The organism is Frigoribacterium sp. Leaf415 (genome assembly GCF_001424645.1).
Taxonomy (GTDB): Bacteria; Actinomycetota; Actinomycetes; order Actinomycetales; family Microbacteriaceae; genus Frigoribacterium.
On the sequence record NZ_LMQR01000001.1, the window covers coordinates 613,456 to 634,244 of the forward strand.

General features: G+C 73.3%; 16 protein-coding genes. 14 read left to right on the forward strand and 2 right to left on the reverse strand.

The annotated features are described in order from the left end of the window. The first annotated feature begins 61 nt into the window (after window positions 1–61). On the forward strand, window positions 62–1,075 hold the full coding sequence (locus ASG28_RS02880; protein ID WP_043594016.1) for an NAD(P)H-dependent glycerol-3-phosphate dehydrogenase: 1,014 nt from the start codon (window positions 62–64) through the stop codon (window positions 1,073–1,075). A 91-nt stretch (window positions 1,076–1,166) separates the two neighbouring features. Beyond that, complete coding sequence (locus tag ASG28_RS02885; RefSeq protein ID WP_082454286.1) at window positions 1,167–2,351, forward strand: D-alanine--D-alanine ligase family protein; 1,185 nt, start codon at window positions 1,167–1,169, stop codon at window positions 2,349–2,351. 45 nt (window positions 2,352–2,396) lie between these two features. On the opposite strand, the gene ASG28_RS02890 is transcribed toward ASG28_RS02885, so the two are convergent. Beyond that, window positions 2,397–2,966, reverse strand: coding sequence for a DUF3515 family protein (locus ASG28_RS02890; protein ID WP_082454288.1), 570 nt, complete (start codon window positions 2,964–2,966; stop codon window positions 2,397–2,399). A gap of 24 nt (window positions 2,967–2,990) precedes the next feature. Between ASG28_RS02890 and thiL the strand changes: the two genes are divergently transcribed. Continuing rightward, entirely contained in the window at window positions 2,991–4,010 is a 1,020-nt protein-coding gene (gene thiL / locus ASG28_RS02895; protein WP_055971822.1) for a thiamine-phosphate kinase, read from the forward strand. Between the two features lie 28 nt (window positions 4,011–4,038). On the opposite strand, the gene rsmD is transcribed toward thiL, so the two are convergent. Then, window positions 4,039–4,614 carry a 16S rRNA (guanine(966)-N(2))-methyltransferase RsmD gene (rsmD, locus tag ASG28_RS02900; protein WP_055971825.1) on the reverse strand — a complete coding sequence of 192 codons (576 nt, stop codon included), beginning with the start codon at window positions 4,612–4,614 and terminating at the stop codon, window positions 4,039–4,041. A gap of 171 nt (window positions 4,615–4,785) precedes the next feature. Between rsmD and ASG28_RS02905 the strand changes: the two genes are divergently transcribed. From ASG28_RS02905 to ASG28_RS02955, 11 genes are all read left to right on the forward strand, one after another. Next, complete coding sequence (locus ASG28_RS02905; protein WP_157485622.1) at window positions 4,786–6,492, forward strand: acyl-CoA dehydrogenase family protein; 1,707 nt, start codon at window positions 4,786–4,788, stop codon at window positions 6,490–6,492. Window positions 6,493–6,566: 74 nt separating this feature from the next. Further along, window positions 6,567–8,777 (forward strand): ATP-dependent DNA helicase RecG, encoded by a 2,211-nt coding sequence (locus ASG28_RS02910; RefSeq protein ID WP_055976766.1) that lies wholly within the window; start codon window positions 6,567–6,569, stop codon window positions 8,775–8,777. 81 nt (window positions 8,778–8,858) lie between these two features. Then, window positions 8,859–9,341 carry a pantetheine-phosphate adenylyltransferase gene (gene coaD / locus ASG28_RS02915; protein ID WP_054145631.1) on the forward strand — a complete coding sequence of 161 codons (483 nt, stop codon included), beginning with the start codon at window positions 8,859–8,861 and terminating at the stop codon, window positions 9,339–9,341. Window positions 9,342–9,370: 29 nt separating this feature from the next. Next, window positions 9,371–10,399 (forward strand): AAA family ATPase, encoded by a 1,029-nt coding sequence (locus ASG28_RS02920; RefSeq protein ID WP_082454290.1) that lies wholly within the window; start codon window positions 9,371–9,373, stop codon window positions 10,397–10,399. Window positions 10,400–10,401: 2 nt separating this feature from the next. After that, window positions 10,402–11,730: a DUF58 domain-containing protein gene (locus ASG28_RS02925; protein ID WP_157485623.1), complete on the forward strand. Its 1,329-nt coding sequence runs from the start codon at window positions 10,402–10,404 to the stop codon at window positions 11,728–11,730. Next, the gene (locus tag ASG28_RS02930) at window positions 11,723–14,044 is read left to right on the forward strand and encodes a transglutaminaseTgpA domain-containing protein (protein ID WP_055971834.1); all 2,322 of its coding nucleotides are present in this window, start codon (window positions 11,723–11,725) and stop codon (window positions 14,042–14,044) included. Before ASG28_RS02925 ends, ASG28_RS02930 begins: the two co-directional genes overlap by 8 nt. 77 nt (window positions 14,045–14,121) lie before the next feature. Then, window positions 14,122–14,643: a YceD family protein gene (locus ASG28_RS02935; RefSeq protein WP_082454705.1), complete on the forward strand. Its 522-nt coding sequence runs from the start codon at window positions 14,122–14,124 to the stop codon at window positions 14,641–14,643. A 71-nt stretch (window positions 14,644–14,714) separates the two neighbouring features. Continuing rightward, a complete protein-coding gene (gene rpmF, locus ASG28_RS02940) occupies window positions 14,715–14,918 on the forward strand; it encodes a 50S ribosomal protein L32 (protein WP_043593937.1) in 204 nt (67 codons plus the stop codon). Between the two features lie 37 nt (window positions 14,919–14,955). After that, window positions 14,956–15,714: a ribonuclease III gene (rnc, locus tag ASG28_RS02945; RefSeq protein ID WP_055971839.1), complete on the forward strand. Its 759-nt coding sequence runs from the start codon at window positions 14,956–14,958 to the stop codon at window positions 15,712–15,714. A gap of 2 nt (window positions 15,715–15,716) precedes the next feature. Beyond that, window positions 15,717–16,727: an Fpg/Nei family DNA glycosylase gene (locus ASG28_RS02950; protein WP_055971842.1), complete on the forward strand. Its 1,011-nt coding sequence runs from the start codon at window positions 15,717–15,719 to the stop codon at window positions 16,725–16,727. A 140-nt stretch (window positions 16,728–16,867) separates the two neighbouring features. Further along, window positions 16,868–20,623, forward strand: a complete 3,756-nt coding sequence (locus ASG28_RS02955; protein WP_055971846.1) for a chromosome segregation SMC family protein — start codon at window positions 16,868–16,870, stop codon at window positions 20,621–20,623. The last annotated feature ends 166 nt before the right edge of the window (window positions 20,624–20,789 follow it).

Here is a 20,789-nt window from a genome sequence, read left to right on the forward strand (position 1 = left end):
CGAAGGCGCCATCGAGGCTCTCGGAGAAGGGGCGGTCACGACCGAGGCGATCTCGATCGTCATGCGCGACTCGATCCCGCGTCGGGTGGCCGTCCTGGGATCGGGCAGCTGGGGCACCACCTTCGCCAAGGTCCTCGCCGAGGGCGGCGCCGACGTCACCCTCTGGGCGCGTCGGCCCGAGGTGGCCCGCGAGATCACCGAGAGCAAGCGCAACAGCGACTACCTCCCGGGCATCAACCTGCCCCGCACCCTCGTCGCGACCCCGTCGGTCGAGCAGGCCCTCGCGGGTGCCGAGCAGGTCTACCTGTCGGTCCCCAGCCAGACATTGCGCGACAACCTGACGGCCATCCGCGGCATGGTCCCGTCCGGGGTGCCGGTCGTCAGTCTGATGAAGGGCGTCGAGAAGGCCACCGGGTTGCGCATGAGCGAGGTGATCGAGGCCGAGCTCGGCATCGACCGCGACCTGATCGCCGTCGCGTCGGGGCCCAACCTCGCCCTCGAGATCGCGAAGCGGCAGCCCACGGCCGCCGTCGTGTCGTCGTACAGCCTCGACACGGCGACCCTGGTGGCGGCCACCGCCACCAACCCGTACTTCCGCTCGTTCGTGAACACCGACGTGATCGGCACCGAGTTCGGGGGCGTCCTCAAGAACCTGATCGCCGTCGCGATCGGCATCGTCGACGGCGTGGGGTACGGCGAGAACACCAAGGCGTCGATCATCACGCGCGGACTGGCCGAGATGACCGCGTTCGCCGTGTCGTTCGGGGCCAAGGCCGAGACCCTCGCCGGTCTCGCCGGGCTGGGCGACCTCATCGCCACCTGCGAGTCGCCGCTCTCGCGCAACAACACCGCGGGTCGGCTGCTCGGGCAGGGTTACGCCTTCGGCGACGTCGTGCGCCAGATGAACCAGACCGCCGAGGGGCTGGCCTCCGTCGCGCCGATCCTCGAACTCGCGCGGTCGCGCGGCGTCGACATGCCCATCGTCCAGCAGGTGGCCGAGGTGCTCGCCGGTACACTCGACCCGCGCAACATCGCCCCACACCTCACCGAGACGGACGAGCCCCAGGGCGAGTGACCGCAGGTCGTCCATGCCGGGGGCGTGCGACGACCAGAGCCCGCTCACCGCGGGTCGGCCCGCGGGCCGTGACACCGACGAAAGGCCCTCCATGGCGAGCACCGAGCCCACCGCGACCACCCGCCTCGCCGCGGCCGACATCTCGTCCGTCGACGCCTCGTCGGTCTTGGCCTCGGCACCCGAGGCGGCGAAGACCGTCGTGGTCGTCCTCTTCGGCGGCCGCTCGAGCGAGCACTCGATCAGCTGCGCGACGGCCGGGGGAGTCCTCTCGGCGATCGACCGCACCCGCTACGACGTGGTGCCCGTGGGCATCACCGTCGACGGGGCGTTCACCCTCCAGCCCGACGACGCGGCGAGGTTCGCGCTCGACGCCGAGACGCTGCCGACCGTCGTCGACAACGGCACCCGCGTGCACTGGCCCGAGTCGTCCACCACCCGCGAGCTGACCGTCACCGAGCCCGACGGCACGACGCGCCTGCTGGGCGAGGTCGACGTGGTGTTCCCGATCTTGCACGGTCCGTTCGGCGAGGACGGCACGGTGCAGGGCCTGCTCGAACTGACCGGGCTGCCCTACGTCGGGGCGGGCGTGCTCGCCTCGTCGCTCGGCATGGACAAGCACTTCACGAAGACGGTGCTGCAGGCCGCCGGCGTGACCGTCGCCCCGTGGCTCACCGTCCGTCGTCGTGACTGGGACGCCGCGCCCGAGCGCGTGACCGCCGACGTCGAGCCGCTCGGTTACCCGATGTTCGTCAAGCCCGCCCGAGCCGGGTCGAGCGTGGGGGTGTCGCGCGTCGACGCGCCCGCCGACCTCGCCACGGCCATGGCCAAGGCCTTCGCCGAGGACCACAAGGTCCTCGTCGAGTCCGCGGTCGTCGGCCGCGAGATCGAGTGCGCCGTGCTCGGTGGACGCGACGGGGCGGCGCCCCGCACCTCGGTCGCGGGCGAGATCGTCCTCGCGAGCGACACCTTCTACGACTTCGAGTCGAAGTACCTCGGCGCCCCCGGGGCCGACCTGGTCTGCCCCGCCGACCTCGCCCCGGGCGACCTGGCCGAGATGCAGCGGCTCGCCGCGCTGGCCTTCGAGGCCATCGACGGCACGGGCCTGGCTCGCGTCGACTTCTTCCTGACCGACGACGGCTGGGTGATCAACGAGGTCAACACCATGCCCGGCTTCACGCCCATCTCGATGTTCCCCGCCTGCTGGCTCGCGAGCGGCCTGAGCTACCCCGAGCTGATCGACGAACTCATCGCCCTCGGCCTCGAGACCGAGCGTTGACGCAGCCCGAACTCTGACGCAGCCCGTCCGCCTCCGCGACCGGCCCTACGGCGTCGGCGTGGGCGTCGCCGACGGCTCGTCGGCCGACCCGGCCGACCCGGGCAGGTCGCCGGCTCCGACACACTTCTTGCCGTCGTTCGGCAGGTAGCCGACCGCGTCGGCCAGGTCGCGCAGGACGTTGCCGCCGTTCGCCTTGGTGGTGTCGACGATCACCTGGACGCCGGGTTCGCGGCCGTACGTGGTGAGGATCGAGGTCTCGGCGTCGTCCGGGTCTTGATCGACGAGCCAGTCGACGCCCTGGATGTCGTAGCAGGGCAGGTCGGACACGGCGGGCGTCTCGACGCCGCAGTGCAGCAGCACGCTGGTCGGCGACCCCCAGGCGCCGGTCGCCTGGGCGTCGGTCTCGCGGCGGCCCTGCCCGTCGTCGACGACCTCGGGCAGGTGGACGGTGACCTGGGCGCAGGCCGGGTCGTTCGCCCCCGCGGCGGGCTGCATCGGGACGGCTTGCGAGCAGCCGACGAGCGTCGTCGCGAGACCGGCCCCGACGAGCACGAGGGCCGAGACGCGAAGACGGGGACGGAGGCGCGCGGCGAGGCGCGAGGACGGGTTCGACATCGCATCCAGGCTACCGTTCAGCACATGGAACGACGCTCCACGGACCCCCGCCCGGACGACGCCGACACCGTCGAGGGCGTCGGCGAGCTCGCCACCCTGGCCCGCATCCTGCCGCGCCTGCCCCGAGGCGACGACACGCTGCTCGGCCCCGGTGACGACGCCGCCGTGGTCGCGGCGCCCGACGGCCGGTTCGTCGTGACGACCGACCTCATGGTGCACGGCCCCGACTTCCGTCGTGCCTGGTCGACGTCGTACGACCTCGGCTGGAAGGCCGCGGCGTCGAACCTGTCCGACGTGGCGGCGATGGGCGCGCGGCCCACGGCGCTGGTCGTCGCCCTCGCGGTGCCCGGCGACACGAGCGTGACCGAGCTCGAGGCCTTCGCGGACGGCCTCCGCGAGGGCTGTTCCGTGATGGCCCCGGGCACGGGTGTCGTCGGCGGTGACCTCTCGGTCTCGCCGACCTTCACGGTCGCGGTGACGGCGTTCGGCGACCTCGAGGGACGCACGCCGGTGCGGCGGGACGGAGCCCGACCCGGCGACGTCGTCGCGGTGTCGGGCGCGCTCGGCCGTTCGGCGCGTGGACTCGATCTGCTGTTCCGTCTCGGCGTCGACCACGAGGGGGTGCCCGACACCGCCGCGGCCGCCGCCCTGCGTGAGCGCGACCCGGACGTCGGCTGGCACCTGGCCCCAACCCCACCCGTGGCCGACGGCCGCTCGGCGGCGCTGGCCGGGGCGACCGCCATGCTCGACCTGTCGGACGGCCTCGCCCTCGACGCCGGTCGCGTCGCCCGCGCCTCCGGTGTCGTGGTCGACCTGTCGGCCCGGGCGCTGGGCGACGACCCCCGGCTCGCCCTCTCGGGCGGCGAGGACCACTCCCTGTTCGCCACGTTCCCGCCCGACGTCGCGTTGCCCGGTGGTTTCCGCGCCGTCGGCACGGTCGGCGATCCGGCAGGAGGCGCGCCCCGCGTCACCGTCGACGGTTCCGACCTCGGCGAGTCCGGCGGGTGGGACCCGTACCGCCTGTGGTCGGGGGCGCAGGGCTGACGAGCCGACCCGCGCCTCCTGGTCCGGGTCAGTCGCGCAGCGCGAACCAGACCGTGGTGTCGCCGTACTGCTTCTTGACGTCGAGGGTGAGGCCGTCGGGCCAGCCCGGTTCGCCGTCCCGCGAGGCGCGCTCGACGACGACGAGGGCCTGCTCGTCGAGCGACGGCAGCAGGGCCGTGAGGTCGGCGGTGAGGTCGGCGGCCGACAGCTCGTAGGGCGGGTCGAAGAAGACGAGGTCGACGAGCGCCGAGCCGCCCTCGAGGTACGACCGCACGGGTTGGGCGACCACGTCGATCCGCGGGGGAGTGCCGCGCGGCGGACGGGGTGCCCGCGCCAGCACGGACTCGACGTTGCGGCGCAGCACCTTCGCGGCGGCCGGGGCCTTCTCGACGAGGACGACCGAGGCCGCCCCTCGCGACGCCGCCTCGAGCCCGAGGCCGCCCGTGCCGGCGTAGAGGTCGAGGACGCGCCGGCCCCGGATCTCGTCGCGCGCGTCGAGCGACGAGAACAGCGCCTCGCGCACCCGGTCGCTCGTGGGCCGCGTCCCGACCTTGGGGACGACGAGCGAGAGGTTGTCGGCGAAGCCGGAGATGATGCGGGACATGGGGTCAACCATGCCAGGTCGACGCGCGACACCCGGCGCGCACCGGGCACGCACCCGGCACGCACGCGGTTCGAGCATCCCGACAACGCATCACCGTCGACCGCCGCGCCCGGTCGTCGGACCTGCACAACCGAGTTGGCGGTGCCCGCCGACGTCGGCAGCATCGGTGCCATGACCAGCGTTGATCGTACTGTGAGGCCCTCGTTCACGAAGTCGCTGTTCGCCGGGCGCATCGCCTCCGAACTCGTCTTCCCGTACCCGCAGATGACGGCGGCCGAGAAGGCCCGGGTCGAGACGGTCTCGGCATCCGCCCGCGAGGTGCTCGCCGGCTACGACCCGCTGAAGGCCGAACGCGAGGGGTGGATCGGCGACGACCTCGTGCGCGAGCTGGGCGAGCGGGGGCTGATGGGACTCTTCGTCTCCGAGGAGTACGGCGGTCTGGGGCTCGGCCAGAGCGCGTACTGCCGCGTGTACGAGGAGTTCGGTCGGGTCGACGGCACCCTGGCCACGGTCATGGGGGTGCACCAGTCCATCGGGACGAAGCCCCTGCACCTCTACGGCACCGACGACCAGAGGGCGCGCTGGCTGCCCGACCTGGCGAGCGGCCGGAAGCTCGCGGCGTTCGTGCTCACCGAGCCGAACGTGGGCAGCGACGCCTACGCGCTCGAGACCCGGGCCGAGCGGCAGAGCGACGGCAGCTGGCTGCTGAACGGCGAGAAGCGGTGGATCGGCAACGGCGACAAGGACGTCCTGACGGTCTTCGCGCAGAGCGACCTCGGGCACGTCGCGCTGATCGTCGAGAAGGGCACGGAGGGGCTGAGCACCGGCCCGCGGTTCGAGACGCACGGCCTCAAGGCCAACCACCTGCAGCGCGTGCACTTCAAGGACGTCCGCGTGCCCGCCGAGAACCTCCTCGGCGAACCCGGCGACGGCTTCCGCATCGCGGTGAACACGCTGAACAACGGTCGCATGTCGATGGGCACGGCCATCGCGGGCGGCATGAAGCGGTTCCTCGAGCTGAGCCTCGAACACACGGAGGCGCGGCACCAGTTCGGCAGGCCGCTCGCCGACTTCGAGATGGTCGGCGACAAGCTCGCCTGGATGACGCAGCAGATCTACGGCGTCGAGTCGATGTCGTACCTGACCACGGGCCTCGTCGACCGCGGCGACACCGACTTCGCGCTCGAGTCGGCGATGACCAAGGTCGCCGCGAGCGACACCGGCTGGTACGCCCTCAACCGGGCCGTCCAGCTGCACGGAGGCGAGGCCTACATGGAGGGGCACCCGCTGTCCAAGGCCCTGCGCGACTTCCGCATCTTCCCGATCTTCGAGGGGGCCAACGACGTCCTGCGCGCGTTCGTCGCCCTGAACGGCCTCAAGACGCTCAGCGAGGAGCTGCCCGACGTCGCGTCGCTGAGGATCGGCGACCCCGGTCGGGCGCTCGGGGTGCTCGCGCCGTACGTCGCGGGGCGCGTGCAGCGGCGCATCCGGCCCGAGCGGCCGATCGGGGTCCACCCCGCGCTCGCCAAGCAGGCCGCCGAGCTCGGCGACCAGGTCTCGCGGCTGCGCGAGCGCACCGAGGGGGCGCTCCGCAAGCACGGCAAGAAGGTGCAGGAGAAGCAGCTCGTCCAGAAGCGCCTCGCCGACGCGGCGAGCGGCATCTACGCGCAGACGGCCGTCCTCTCCCGGGCCTCGACGGCCCTCCAGGAGGCACGGGCCGACTCCGACGCGGAGCGTCACCTGGCCGTCGGCTTCTGCAAGCAGTCCGCCCGCGGGGTGGGACGGCAGCTGCGGGCCCTCGAGGTGAACGACGACGGGCACGTGGCCGACCTCGCGAAGGCGACCCGCGCCTCCGGCGGGTACTCCTTCTCGCTCTGACCACGGGCCGGCCCGACGGGGTCCGGCGCCGCCCGACGCGGGCGCTGTCGGGGGCGGGCGCTAGCGTGGTGTCCGTGCCCGACTCACCCCTCGACGCGTCGCTGGCCGGGGCCCTCGGCGGCCGGACGGCCACCGCCCTGCAGAAGGCCTTCGGCCTGCGCACGGTCGGCGACCTGCTGGCGCACTTCCCTCGGCGTTACGCCCGGCGGGGCGAGCTCACGGCGCTCGACCAGTTGCCCCTCGGCGAGTCCGTCACGATCGTGGCCCAGGTGCTCGACGTGCGCGAACGCACGATGCGCGCCCGGCGCGGGTCGATCCTCGAGGTGCGCATCGGCGACGGCCAGGGCATCCTCACGCTCACTTTCTTCAACCAGGCGTGGCGGGCCAAGGATCTGGTGCCGGGTGCCCGGGGCATCTTCGCCGGCAAGGTCGGCGACTACCGGGGGCTCCGTCAGCTGGCGCACCCCGACTACGAGTTGTTCGACGCCTCGCACGAGGCCGTCGCGGGGGTCGGCGACCAACAGGCCCAGAAGTGGGCGAAGCAGCCGATCCCGATCTACCCGGCCAGCGCCTCCGTGGCGTCCTGGCAGGTCCAGAAGTCGGTCGAGGTGCTGCTCGACGGCCTGCCGCCGATCGACGACGCGGTGCCGGCGTCGGTCCGGTCCGAGCTCGACCTCGTGCCCGTGTCCGAGGCGTACGAGCGCATCCACCGTCCCGAGACCGATCGCGACCACCTCACGGCCCGCGACACCCTGCGGTTCGACGAGGCATTCGTGCTGCAGAGCGCCCTGCTCCAGCAGCGGGCGCTCGTGCGTCGGTCGGCAGCGACCCCCCGACGTGCCACCCCCGACGGCCTGCTCGCCACCTTCGACGCCGCCCTGCCCTTCGAGCGGACGGGCGACCAGCGCCTCGTCGGCGACGAGATCACCCGCGACCTCGAGGCCGAGGTGCCGATGAACCGCCTCGTGCAGGGCGAGGTCGGCTCGGGCAAGACCCTCGTCGCCCTGCGGGCGATGCTCGCGGTGGCCGAGAGCGGTGGCCAGTCGGCCCTGCTGGCCCCGACCGAGGTGCTCGCGGCCCAGCACCTGCGATCGATCACGGCCACGCTCGGGCCCGACCTGGCGGCCCGCCTCCGCCCGACCCTGCTGACCGGCCAGATGACGGTCGCCCAGCGCAAGAAGGCGCTGCTGTCCATCGTCAGCGGCCAGGCGCACATCGTGGTGGGCACCCACGCCCTGATCAGCGAGACCGTCGAGTTCTTCGACCTCGGCCTCGTCGTCGTCGACGAGCAGCACCGCTTCGGCGTCGACCAGCGTGAGGCGCTGCGCAAGAAAGGCGCCACGCCGCCGCACGTGCTCGTCCTGACCGCGACGCCGATCCCGCGCACCGTGGCCATGACGGTCTTCGGCGACCTCGACGTGTCCACCATCGCCGAGCTGCCGAAGGGGCGCCAGCCGATCGAGTCGTTCGTCGTGCCCCTCGCCGACCACCCGACCTGGGGCGGTCGCATCTGGCAGCGCTCGGCCGAAGAGGTGGCGAAGGGGCGACAGGTGTTCGTCGTCTGCCCGGCGATCGACGCGGTCACGGCCGAACCCGGCGACCCGCCCGACGCCGACGACGCGCCCGGCGACGACGCGCCCGGGGCCGACGCGTCCGAGGCACCGGCACCCGAACGCGCGAGTGTCGAAGGGGTCATGGCGCGGGTGCCCACGATCCCCGTGCTGCAGGGCCTGCGCGTCGAGCCCCTGCACGGACGCATGTCGTCCGACGAGAAGGACGACGTCATGCGTCGCTTCGCCGCCGGCGACATCGACGTGCTCGTCGCGACGACGGTCATCGAGGTGGGGGTCGACGTGCCGAACGCCTCGACCATGGTCGTGCTCGACGCCGACCGTTTCGGCGTCTCGCAGCTGCACCAGTTGCGCGGTCGCGTCGGCCGCGGTGGCCACCCGGGGCTCTGCCTGCTCGTCACCCACGCGGCGGCCGACACCGTGGCCCGCGAGCGGGTCGACGCGGTGGCGGCCACGCTCGACGGCTTCGAGCTCGCGCAGGTCGACCTCGACCTGCGTCGCGAGGGCGACGTGCTCGGCAACCTCCAGTCGGGCGGCCGCTCGTCCCTGCGTCTGCTGCGGGTGGCCCGCGACGGCGACCTCATCGGCCTCGCCCGTGAGCACGCGGCCGGGGTCCTCGACGCCGACCCCCGCCTGGTCGACCACCCCGCCCTCGCCGCCGCCATCGCGCGCCGACTCGACGACCGGGGCCGCGAGGCCATGGGCAAGAACTGAGCGCGTCGTGGTGCGTGACGCGTCCTCGACCCCGCCGCCGCCCTGGGTGTCCGTCCGGGGTCGGCGGGATACAGTGACCGGATGAGCAGGATCGCCGTCGTGCCGGGTTCGTTCGACCCGGTGACCCTCGGGCACGTGGACGTGATCGCCCGGGCCGCCAACATCTTCGACGAGGTCCACGTCCTCGTGGTGCACAACCCCGAGAAGAGCGCGCTGCTGCCCCTCGCGCAGCGGGTGTCGCTGCTCACAGAATCTCTCCGCGCGGCCGGGCTGCCCGAGACCGTCACGGTCCACAGCTGGAGCGTCGGGCTGCTCGTCGACTACTGCACCGAGGTCGGGGCGAGCGTGCTCGTCAAGGGCATCCGCTCGCAGGTCGACGTCGCCTACGAGACCCCGATGGCGATCATGAACCGCAGCCTCGCCGGTGTCGAGACCGTCTTCCTGCTCCCCGACCCGGCCCACGCGCACGTGTCGAGCTCGCTCGTGCGGCAGGTGGCCTCGCTCGGCGGCGACGTGTCGCCCTACGTGCCCGAGGCCGTCGCCGCCTACCTCAGCACCACCTGACCCCGACCCCACCCGACGAGGACGCCGCGATGACCACGACCAACGACCCCACCGTCGAGCCCGCCGCCCGCGCGACCGGCTCCGGGCCCACGATGTCGCTCGCCGAGGTCCAGCAGCGCGCGAGGGGCATCCTCGAGGCCGTGGCCACCGTGATCGACGGCAAGGACGGCGCCATCTCGACGGCGCTCACCGTCCTGCTCGCCGAGGGCCACCTGTTGATCGAGGACGTCCCGGGCGTCGGCAAGACCCAGCTGGCCCGGGCGCTCGCCAAGGCGGTCGACGCGACCGTCACCCGCATCCAGTTCACCCCCGACCTGCTGCCGAGCGACATCACGGGCGTCTCGGTCTACGACCGGCAGAGCGGTGGGTTCGAGTTCAAGCCCGGTCCCGTCTTCGCCAACGTCGTCATCGGCGACGAGATCAACCGCGCCTCGCCGAAGACGCAGTCGGCGCTGCTCGAGAGCCTCGAAGAACGCCAGGTGACGGTCGACGGCATCACGCACCCGCTGCCCTCGCCGTTCCTCGTCGTGGCGACGCAGAACCCCGTCGAGATGGAGGGCACCTACAACCTGCCCGAGGCCCAGCGCGACCGGTTCATGGCGCGCATCTCGCTGGGCTACCCCGACGCCCGCAGCGAGCTGCGCATGCTGCAGCAGCGCGAGCGGGTCAGCCCCCTCGACACCCTGCGCCCGCTCGTCTCGCTCGACGAGCTCACGCGCATGATCGCCGCCGTGCGCACGGTCTACACCGCGCAGGCGGTCGAAGAATACGCCGTGCGGATCGTCCAGGCGACGCGCGTCCACCCCGACGTGCGTCTCGGGGCCAGCCCCCGGGCGACCCTGCAGCTCATGCGGGCGGCCAAGTCCTGGGCCGCCCTCAACGGCCGTGGTTACGTGGTCCCCGACGACGTCGACGCCCTCACGGGCCCCGTCCTCGGCCACCGGGTCATCCTCGCCGGCCGAGCCGGGGCGGGGGCCGTCTCGGCGGCCTACGACCTCGTCGCCGAGGTCGTCGAGCAGACTCCCGTCCCGCTCGGCGACGCGACCGACGCGCGCTGACCGTGAGACGGGGTGGGGTCCCCAGGCCGACCGGCCGTGGCGTCGGCGTGCTCGCGGCCGGGGTGCTCGTCGTGCTCGTGGGCTGGCTGCTGCAGGCCCCGGCCCTCGTCTTCGCCGGCTCGACGCTCGTCGTCCTGATCGTGACCGTCACGGTCTCCCTGCTCTTCCGCACGGCCGACGTGCGGGTCACCCGTCGTTTCACTCCCGACCGCGGCGTCGCGGGGTGGTCCGCCGTCGAGACGGTCACGGTCCTTCCCCGAGGGGGTCGGACCTCCGGCACCGTGCGGGTCCGCGAGCAGCTGCCGTTCGGGCGACTGTCCGACTCCGAGGCCGCGGCCGTCCTGCTCGCGCCGGGCCGCGCCTCCTCGGCGGTCTTCCGTCACCACGATCTGCCGCGCGGTCGGCACCGCATCGGACCCCTGCACGTCGACCTCGTCGAGTCGTACGGCGTCGCCCGGCGACGGGTCGTGGCGGCCGGCGTGGCCGAGTTCGTCGTCGTGCCCGACGTCGTCGAGGTGGGGCTCGGGCGTGAGTCCCGTGCCCTGGGTGACGGGTCGAGAAGGCAGCGCGAGCACAGCCTGGCCGGTGGCGAGGACGATCCGGTCACGCGCGAGTACCGCCGGGGTGACCCGATGCGTCGGGTGCACTGGAAGGCGACCGCCCGGCACGGTGAGCTCATGGTCCGTCAAGAAGAGCAGCACGGCCTGCCCAGCGCGCGGGTCGTCATCGCCGTCGCGGCCGAGGGATGGTCCGACGCACGCCCGACGGTGCCGCCGACGAGCGGCGTCCGGGTGAGGCCGGCGACCGCCGCGATCCCGCTCGTCAGCGACGCGTTCGAGTGGGCGGTCTCGTTCGCCGCCACCATCGCGGTCGAGATCGGCCACGCGGGGTCCGCGACCGTGCTGACGACACCCGGCGGCACGCTCGTCGCCCGGCACGACCCGGAGTCGACCACGGGGTTCCTCGACGACCTCGCCGACCTGCGGCTCGACGACGCGCTCGGGGCACCGGCTCCCGCCCCGTCTCCCCGGGAGCCCGTCGTGGCGGTCGTCTCCGGGCTGGGCCGGCTCGACCTCGACCTGCTCGTCGCCTCGAGGGCTCCCGGGTCGTCGGCGGTCGCCGTCGTCGTGACGGCCGCCCTGCCCCTCGGCGCCGGCCTGACCTCACGACCCGCACGCCTCGCCGACGGTCCGGGCCGGGGCGACGACCGCGTGCTCGCCCCCGACGAGGTCGCCGGCGCCCTGCGTGACTCCGGCTGGCGGGTCGTCGAGACCGACTCGAGCGTCGACGTCGGCCGCCTGATCACGACCTCGGGGGTCCTCGATGACTGACTCGTCGACCCGCGTCGGGTTCTTCGGGGCCGAGCCCACGGGCGCGGCCCGCCGGCAGACCTCGGCCCTGCTCTGGCTCGTGCTCGTCCTCTCACTGGCGAGCCTGCACCCCGTCTTCGTCGGGGTCGGCTGGTGGGTCGCGGGTGCCGTCGTGGCCGCCGTCGTGCTGGGTGCGTCCCTCGCCGTGCGGGCGCTGGGAGGCGCCTCCTGGCTGGGCGTGGTCGGCGGGGCGGTCCTCGGCGCGCTCGTCACGACGGCCTTCGCCTCCGGAGGGACGGCCCTGCTCGGGGTCGTGCCGACGGGGGCGACCTTCGCGCGCATCCCCGAGCTCTCGGCTCAGGCGAACGCGGCCATCGTCGAGGGATCGGCCCCCGTCGAGGTCAACGACGGCCTGCTGGTCACGGTGGCCCTCTCGGTGCTCGTGGTCGCCGTCGTCACCGACCTGCTGTCGTCGGTGGGGCAGCTGCCGGTCGTGACCGGGGTCTTCCCGGCCCTCGTGCTGGCCGTGCCGACCTTCGTGCCGGGCGTCGTCACGAGCTGGCCCTGGGTGGTGGCGACCGTGCTGGCCTACCTCGTGCTGCTCATGGTCTCCACCGGGCGACGACCCTCGCGCGCCGGTCTGGTCGGTGCCGCCGCGTCCGTCGCCGTGGCCGGGCTGCTGACGGCCGTCGTTCCCCTCACAGGTGTGGCGCCGTTGACCGGTTCGGGCACCGGTACCGGCCTCGCGACCGGCGTGAACCCGATCATCGACCTCGGCGACGACCTGCGGCGGGGTGCCCCGGTCACCGTCCTGTCGTACCGGACCGACGACCGGCAGGGCACCTATCTCAAGCTCGTCGACCTGGTGGACTTCTCGGGCCGCACGTGGAGTCCCGCCGACGTGCCGCTCGACCCGCTCAACACGCTCGAGAACCTCCCCGACGCTCCCGGCATCGACCCGGGCACCGCACGACGCGACGTCACGACCGACGTCACGATCGGGGCGCTGCGCAGCCCGTACCTGCCCGTCCCGGTGCCGCCGACCGCCATCGAGGGCCTCGACGACCAGTGGCGGTTCGTCGACGAGAGCGGCGTCACCGTCCGCAGCGACTCCGAGGGCACGCAGGGCCTCGAGTACGAGGTGACGAGTCGGCCCGTCGACCCGAGCCCCGAGCAGGTCGTCGCCTCGCTCGACGACACGGGGCCCGACATGGCGCCCTACCTCTCGGTCGACGAGGTGCCGCAGACCGTCACCGACCTCGCCGCCGAGGTGACCGCCGGCTCGGCCAACCCGTTCGACGCGGCCGTCGAGCTGCAGGACTTCTTCCGCGACGGCGACTTCACGTACTCGGAAGACACCCCGGTCCAGCGAGGCTACGACGGCAGCGGCCTCGACGCGATCGAGACGTTCCTGCAGGTCCGCAGCGGGTACTGCGTCCACTTCGCCTCGGCGATGGCGGTCATGGCCCGGACGCTGGGCATCCCCTCGCGGGTGGCCGTGGGCTTCCTGCCGGGCGACCTGCAGGGCGTCGGCGACGACGCCGCGTTCCGGGTGAGCAGCGACGACCTGCACACCTGGCCCGAGCTGTACTTCGCCGGGCTCGGCTGGGTCCCCTTCGAGCCGACCGTCGGCCTCGGCGCCCCTCAGCAGTACCTTCAGCAGACCGGCGTCGAGCCGAGCGACGTCCCCAGCGACGACGCGAGCACCGCGCCCGACGCGAGCACGGCCCCGTCGGCCTCGACCGCCCCGACCAGCGCGGCTCCGAGCGCGAGCGCCACGCCGACGTCCGCCGCCTCCGGTGCGGGCTCCGGCGTCGGGCCCGTCCCGTCGATCGCCCTCGCGGTGCTCGCGGCGCTCGTGCTCGCCGCGCTCGTCGTCCCCTCGGGTCTGCGCGCCGGCCGTCGACGACGTCGCCTGTCGGCGTCCCCGCCCGACCTGGCGCTGCACGCCTGGCACGAGGTGGTCGACACGGCTCGAGACCTGGGTGTCCCCGTGACGGTCGCGATGACCCCGCCGGCCGTCGTCGACCTGCTGGCGCAGCGCCTCGGGGCAGGGGGCGTCGGCCACGGTGCCGTGACCGGAACGGCGACCGCACCGTCCTCCGGCCGGTCGACCAGGGTCCGGGAGGCGCGGGTCGCCTCGGTCGCGCTGCTGGACGCCCTGCAGGCCGAGCGCTTCGGGGCCGAGCCGGCGGCCCGGCAGGTGCAGGCGGACGCGCGCCGCGTGATCGACGGGCTCCGCGCCTCCTCGTCCGTGGGGCAGCGCGTCGCGGCGACGATCGCGCCGCGATCGCTCGTCGGGGGCACGGAGGCGGCGTCCGGCTCGACGGCGTAAACTCTCTCTTCGTGCCTCATTTCACCCAGACTCCCTACACCGTCCCGGTGTTCGACCTCGTGCACCGTCCGGGCGAGATGCGCGAGCACGAACTCGACGTCGTCGTGCCCGAGAAGCTCGGCGAGGGCCAGATCTCGGTGCCGAAGGGTGCCGAGATCGCGATCGACGTCAAGCTCGAGGGGCTGCACGACGGCATCCTGGTGTCCGCGCACGTCTCGGGCACGGCGGTCGGTGAGTGCAGCCGCTGCCTCCGTGACATCTCCGAGCCCGTCGAAGTCGATTTCGCCGAGCTTTTCGCGTACGATGTCGACGAAGCTTTTGACTATCAGGTTCAAGACGATCACGTGGATCTTGAACCCGTGGTCAGAGACGCAGTGGTTCTGTCACTGCCCTTCCAGCCGGTCTGTCGGCCGGATTGTCCGGGCCTCGACCCCGAAACGGGCGAGCGCGTGGACGACATCCCCGACTACCAGCCCCGCGAGATCGCCGACCCCCGCTGGTCGGCCCTGGCAGGGTTCCAGGCTGAATCGGCACCCGCCGACGGCACGTCACAGGGCACCGGTCACGACGACCGGCGCCCGGCCGACGAGCAGCACTGAACACCACCGCGTCACCCACCATCGTCAGACCCAGGCACCCGTGAGGGTGCCGACAGAGAGAAGAGAAACCCATGGCCGTCCCGAAGCGCAAGCAGTCACGCTCCAACACGCACGCTCGTCGTTCGCAGTGGAAGGCCACGCCGGTCCAGCTCGTCAAGACGATCGAGAACGGCAAGGTCACCTACAGCCTCCCGCACCGTGCCAAGGTCGTCGAGGACAGCGCCGGCACCGCCCTGTACATGGAGTACAAGGGCCGCAAGGTCGCCGACGTCTGATCACCGACGTGAATCCGTCCACCCTCGCGGTGAGCGCATGAGTCAGCCCGAGTCGAGCCCTGGTGCCGACCGGGCTGTTCTCTTGTCCCGACTGCAGATCGAGCTCAGCGACGACCTGATCGACCAGGCGCTCACGCACCGGTCGTACTCGTACGAGCACGGCGGCGTCGGCAACAACGAGCGCCTCGAGTTCCTCGGTGACTCCATCCTGGGCCAGGCCGTCACGGTCATGCTCTTCACCGAGAACCCCGACCTCGACGAGGGCGACCTCGCCAAGCGTCGGGCCAGTCTCGTCAGCACCGTCGCCCTGGCCGAGGTCGCGCGGATCATCGGGCTCGGCCCGCACCTGCGCCTCGGTCGCGGCGAAGAGTTGACCGGCGGTCGCGACAAGCACTCGATCCTGGCCGACACCGTCGAGGCCATCATCGGTGCGACCTACCTCGAGGCCGGGGGCGAGGCCGCCACGGCACTCGTGCTGCGTCTCGTGGCGCCGCTGCTCGTCGACCCCGATCGCTTCGGTGCCGCGATGGACCCCAAGACCAGCCTGCAAGAGCTGGCCGCGACCCTGGGGCGCGGCATGCCCTCGTACTCGGTGACCGACAGCGGCCCCGATCACGACAAGCGCTTCCACGCCGTCGTGGCCCTGGGTGACGAGCAGGGCGTCGCCGAGGGGTCGGGCAGCAGCAAGAAGCAGGCCGAGATGGCCGCCGCGCTCGGGGCCTGGACGTCGCTCAACGCGTCGGCCGCCGGTGTGGCCGCCGCCCGTCGGGCCGCCGCCTCCGCCTCCGCCGACTGACCGTGCCCGAACTGCCCGAGGTCGAGGTCGTCCGGGCCGGTCTGCACCCCGTGGTGGCCGGTGCCGTGGTGACGGCGGTCGACGTCCTCGACCAGCGGTCGCTCAAGCGGCACCGCGGTCCGAGCGACGACTTCGTCGACCGGCTGGTCGGCGGCACGATCGACTCGGCCGTCCGCCGGGGCAAGTTCCTCTGGTTCCCGTTCGAGCCGGCCGAGCCGCACGAGCACCCCCTGGCCCTCGTGGCTCACCTCGGCATGAGCGGGCAGGTGCTGCTCCGTAGCCGGGACGCCGAGCCAGACCGCCTGATGCGCATCCGGCTCGAGGTCGAGAGTCCGTCGCTCGGCCCCGTGCGACTCGCCTTCGTCGACCAGCGCATCTTCGGCTCGATGGCCCTCGACGAGACCGTGCCCACGCCGGACGGGCGGGCGGCGGGGTTCGCCGGCCCGCGCCTCCTGGGGTCCGATGTCGAGGCTGCTGGCGAGGCCGGCACGGACGCCCCGACGATCACCGCCGCCGGGACCGACGCCGATCCGGCCGCGTGGGTGCGCCGGGTCCCGCAGCAGGTCTCGCACATCGCTCGCGACCCGCTCGACCCGGCCTTCGACGAGTCGCGGGTGATCACCCGCCTGCTGGCCCGCCGGACCGGGGTGAAGCGTGCGCTCCTCGACCAGGGTCTGCTGAGCGGGGTGGGCAACATCTACGCCGACGAGAGCCTCTGGGCCGCGCGGGTCCACCCCGAGCAGCCCACCGAGTCGTTGTCGAGGGCGCGTGCGCGCGTGCTGCTGGCCGAGGTGCGGGTCGTGCTGCTCAAGGCGCTCGGCGAGGGCGGGACGAGCTTCGACGCCCAGTACGTCAACGTCAACGGCCAGTCCGGCTACTTCAGCCACAGCCTCGCCGCGTACGGGCAGCAGGGACGCCCCTGCCCGCGGTGCGGCACCCCCATCGTGCGCGAGGCGTTCATGAACCGCTCGAGCCACTTCTGCCCCCGCTGCCAGCGGGTGCGCACGCGCTGATCCCCGCCTCGTCCGGCGCCGCCCGCCTCCCCGGACGGCGGGGCCGCCACCCGTATCCTTGAGAACGGGTCACGACCTGTCGTCCGCGCCCCGGTCCGCCCTGTCCACCACCCGTCACGAGCCCCGAGGAGGCGCGGCGCATGTACCTGAAGAGCCTCACGCTCAAGGGCTTCAAGTCGTTCGCCTCGGCGACCACGTTCGCCTTCGAGCCGGGGGTCACCTGCGTCGTCGGCCCGAACGGTTCGGGCAAGAGCAACGTCGTCGACGCCCTCGCCTGGGTGATGGGCGAGCAGGGGGCGAAGAACCTCCGCGGCGGCAAGATGGAGGACGTCATCTTCGCCGGCACCTCCACCCGCGGCCCGCTCGGTCGGGCGCAGGTCGTGTTGACGATCGACAACTCCGACGGGGCCCTGCCGATCGACTACACCGAGGTGACGATCAGCCGCACCCTCTTCCGCAACGGTGGCAGCGAGTACGCCATCAACGGCGAGGGCTGCCGGCTGCTCGACGTGCAAGAGCTGCTCAGCGACTCCGGCCTCGGCCGCGAGATGCACGTCATCGTGGGGCAGGGGCAGCTCGACGCCGTGCTGCGTGCCACCCCGGAGGACCGCCGGGGCTTCGTCGAGGAGGCCGCCGGCATCCTCAAGCACCGTCGCCGCAAGGAGAAGACCCTCCGCAAGCTCGAGGCCATGCAGACGAACCTGACGCGGCTCAGCGATCTCGCGGGCGAGCTCCGCCGTCAACTCAAGCCGCTCGGGCGCCAGGCCGAGATCGCCCGCGAGGCGCAGACCATCGCCGCGGTCGTCCGGGACGCCCGCGCCCGTCTGTTGGCCGACGAGGTCGTCGCCCTGCGCGAGTCGCTCACGGCCCGGTCGAGCACCGAGGCCGAGCGCAAGAGCGAGCGCATCGTGCTGCAGGACCGCCTCGACGAGAACAAGCAGCGCGAGCACCGCCTCGAGCAGGCCATGGTCGGCGACGCCGTCGACGACGCCCGCCGGGTGGTCTTCGGACTCGAGTCGGTCCACGAGCGCCTGCGCAGCCTGTCGAGCCTCGCGCAGCAGCGTCTCCAGCTGCTCGCCCAGCAGGCGGACCAGCCCGCCGTGGCGACCACCGTCAGCGCGGGCATGGTCGCCGACGCCCGCGACGAGGCCGAGCGCCTGCGCGGCGACGTCTCGCAGGCCGAGGCGGCGGTGGGGGCGGCCGGGGCCGAGCTGGCCACGGCCCGTGCCTCCCTCGACGCCCTCGACGTCGAGATCCAGGCGCAGAGCGTCCTCGTCTCCCGGCACGACCTCGAGGCGACCCGCTTGCGCGGCGCCCTCGAGACGGCGCGGTCGGGGCTCGCCGCCGTCCGTGGCGAGCAGCTGCGTCAGCGCGCCGCGCTCCAGGCCGCCGAGGCGCGTCGTGACGCCGGGCGGGCCGAGTACGCCGAGCTCGAGCAGCGGTCGCCGCGCGCCGACGTCGACGGGGTCGATCACGCTGCCGTCCAGGCCGAGGCCGAAGAACGACTGACGGCTCTCACGGCGAGCGTCGACGAGCTGCGCGACCGCCTGCACGCGGCCGAACGCGAGCGCGACGCCCTCGCGGCCCGGCGGAGCGCCCTGTCTCTCGCCCTCGACCAGAACGATGCCACGGCCGCTCTCGTGGCCGCGGGCCGACCGGGCATCCGCGGCCTGGTGGCCGAGCACGTGCAGGTGCGTCCCGGTTACGAGGCCGCCGTCGCCGCGGCGCTCGGCAGCGTGGTCGACTCGGTTCTGGCCGACGACGTCGAGGCCGCGGTCGACGCCGTCGCGCATGCCACCGAGGCCGAGCTCGGCCGGGTCGAGGTCGTCGTGGCCGAGCCCGTGCGGCCCCTGTCGACGCTCGACGTCGACCTCCCGACCGGAGCCGTCGCCGCCACGGCCGTCGTCACCGCGCCTCCCGGGGTGCTCGGGCTGCTGGCCGCCACCGTCGTGGCCGACGACCTCGTGGTCGCGCGCTCGGCCTGGCAGGCACTCGCCGGCCATCCGGTCCCCGTGACCGTCATCACGCGGGCGGGCGAGGTGCTGACCGACTACGTGCTGCGCGGCGGGTCGGGCGCCGAGCGGTCGCGCCTCGAGCTCGTCGCCGAGCGTGACGCGGCCGCCGACCGGCTCACCGGCGTGGCCACCGAGATCGAGCGTCTCGCCCCCGAACTCGCCGAGCTGCGGGAGCGGCTCGCCACGACGCGCACCCGTGCGAAAGAGGCGGCGGCAGCCGCCCGGGACGAGGAGGCGCGGGTCACCTCCCACGGGCAGCAGCTCGGTCGTCTGCGTGCCCGGGTCGAGGCCGCCGAGGCCGAGGTCGACCGTCTCTCGGACGCCCTCGACGCGTCGGTCGAGGCCGTCGACGCCGCGAGCCGCGCCGTCGACGCCGCGTCGGCCGCCCACGACGAGCACCTTGCCCGCCCGCGTCCGCTGCTCGACGCGTCGGCGCGCGACGGCCTGCTGGCCGAGGTCGAGGCCGCGCGGGCCGTCGAGACCGAGCGCCGCATCGCCCTCGAGACCGTCCGCGAACGGGTCCGGGCCGAGATCGCCCGGGCCGAGGCCCTGCAACGCCAGCTCGACGAGCAACGGGCGGCCGCCGAGCTCCAGGCGCGTCGGACGGTGGTGCGCCAGCGCCAGATGGCCGCCACGTCCTCCGTGCTCGAGGCCTTGCCGCCGACCCTGGACGCGGTCGCCCGGTCGGTGGCCGAGGCGCGCGCGGTGCTGGCCGAGGCCGAGGCGGCCCGGGCCGAGCAGAACACCGAGCTGCAGGCGCTGCGCCGGGCCGAGCGCGAGCTGCGCGACCGGCTCGCCACCGTGACCGAGAGCGTGCACGGTCTCGAGATGGAGATCTACGAGCAGAAGCTGCACCTGTCCGGGCTGCTCGAACGGGCCGGCTCCGAGCTCGGCCTCGTCGAGGACGTGCTCGTGGCCGAGTACGGGCCGCACGTGCCCGTGCCGAGCGACGACGAGGTCGTGGCCCGCCCGTCCGTCGACGACGAGGTCGACCTCGTCGACGTCGACGCCGCGGGGGAGGAGCAAACCGTGGGCGACGTCGACGCCGTGGGCGACGTCGACGCCGTGGGCGACGTCGACGCCGCGGGGGAGCGCGCCGCCCCGGCCGCCGATCGCGCACCCCACGGTGCCGCCGACCTCGACGACGCGACCCTCCCGGGGGCCGACGCCGCGCCTCCTCGGGGCGTGCCCTTCGACCGGGCGGCCCAGCAGCGGCGGCTCGCCGTGGCCGAGAAGAAGCTCGCGCGGCTCGGGCGGGTCAACCCGCTGGCCCTCGAGGAGTTCGCGGCGCTCGAGCAGCGCCACGTCTTCCTGACCGAACAGCTCACCGACCTGACCGGCACCCGCAAGGACCTGCTGACGATCATCGACGAGATCGACGACAAGATGCAGACCATCTTCGCGAGCGCGTTCGCCGACACCCAGGCCGCCTTCGACCAGGTGTTCCCGATCCTCTTCCCGGGAGGCAGCGGCTCGCTGCACCTGACCGACCCCGACGACCTGCTGGCGACCGGCATCGAGGTGACGGTGAAGCCGGCCGGCAAGAAGATCGAGCGGCTGTCGCTGCTGTCGGGCGGCGAGCGGTCGCTGGCCGCCGTGGCGCTGCTGATCGCGATCTTCAAGGCCCGGCCGAGCCCGTTCTACATCATGGACGAGGTCGAGGCGGCCCTCGACGACGCGAACCTCGGCCGGTTGCTGACCATCTTCGAGGACCTGCGCGAGTCCAGCCAGCTCATCGTCATCACGCACCAGAAGCGCACGATGGAGATCGCCGACGCCCTCTACGGCGTCTCGATGCGTCAGGACGGTGTCAGCGCCGTCGTCGGCCAGCGCGTCGTCGCCGAGCGCGGCACCGCCGCCCCCGCCCCCGCCGCCTCCTGACCCCCGCTCGCCCTCCCCAGCGGAACCACCCGCCCCGCCCCTGCCCGCTCCGCTCGCTCCTCCCCGCCCGCCCCTCCTGTGCAATTCGCGACCAGGAGGCCTCCAGCCGACTGCTCAGAGAAAACTGAGCGGCGCGTCGCGCACGAGTTGTCGGGTTCGGCACGCC